We start from the raw sequence: 213 nt of genomic DNA, 5'->3' as shown, positions 1-213 counted from the left end.
AGCGGTACCCCGTCGCCATCGGCGTTGCCGGTGAAGTTGCCGTCGGTCAGGCCGCCGTCATAGGTCTGTACCATGATGGCGTCGCCATCGGTCGGCGTCACGGTCGGAGCATTGGGACCGTCGTCGCCGAATTTGACGTTGCCGCCAAGGTCGAGCGTTGCGCTGCCGGTGGCCGTGTCGCCGTCGCCGTCGGTCGTCTCCGCCGTCGCCTTC

Annotated in this window: 1 protein-coding gene; it reads right to left on the bottom strand. The window is 68.1% G+C overall.

All coding sequences use genetic code 11. The features are described from left to right. Positions 1-213 (bottom strand): hypothetical protein (locus ABLQ08_RS32640; RefSeq protein WP_352950942.1); only part of this gene is annotated, 213 nt, incomplete at both ends.

It is taken from the genome of Roseibium sp. SCP14 (assembly GCF_040329475.1).
GTDB lineage: Bacteria > Pseudomonadota > Alphaproteobacteria > Rhizobiales > Stappiaceae > Roseibium.
The sequence above is the reverse complement of the archived record's forward strand: the minus strand, read 5'-3'. Positions and strand labels throughout refer to the sequence as shown.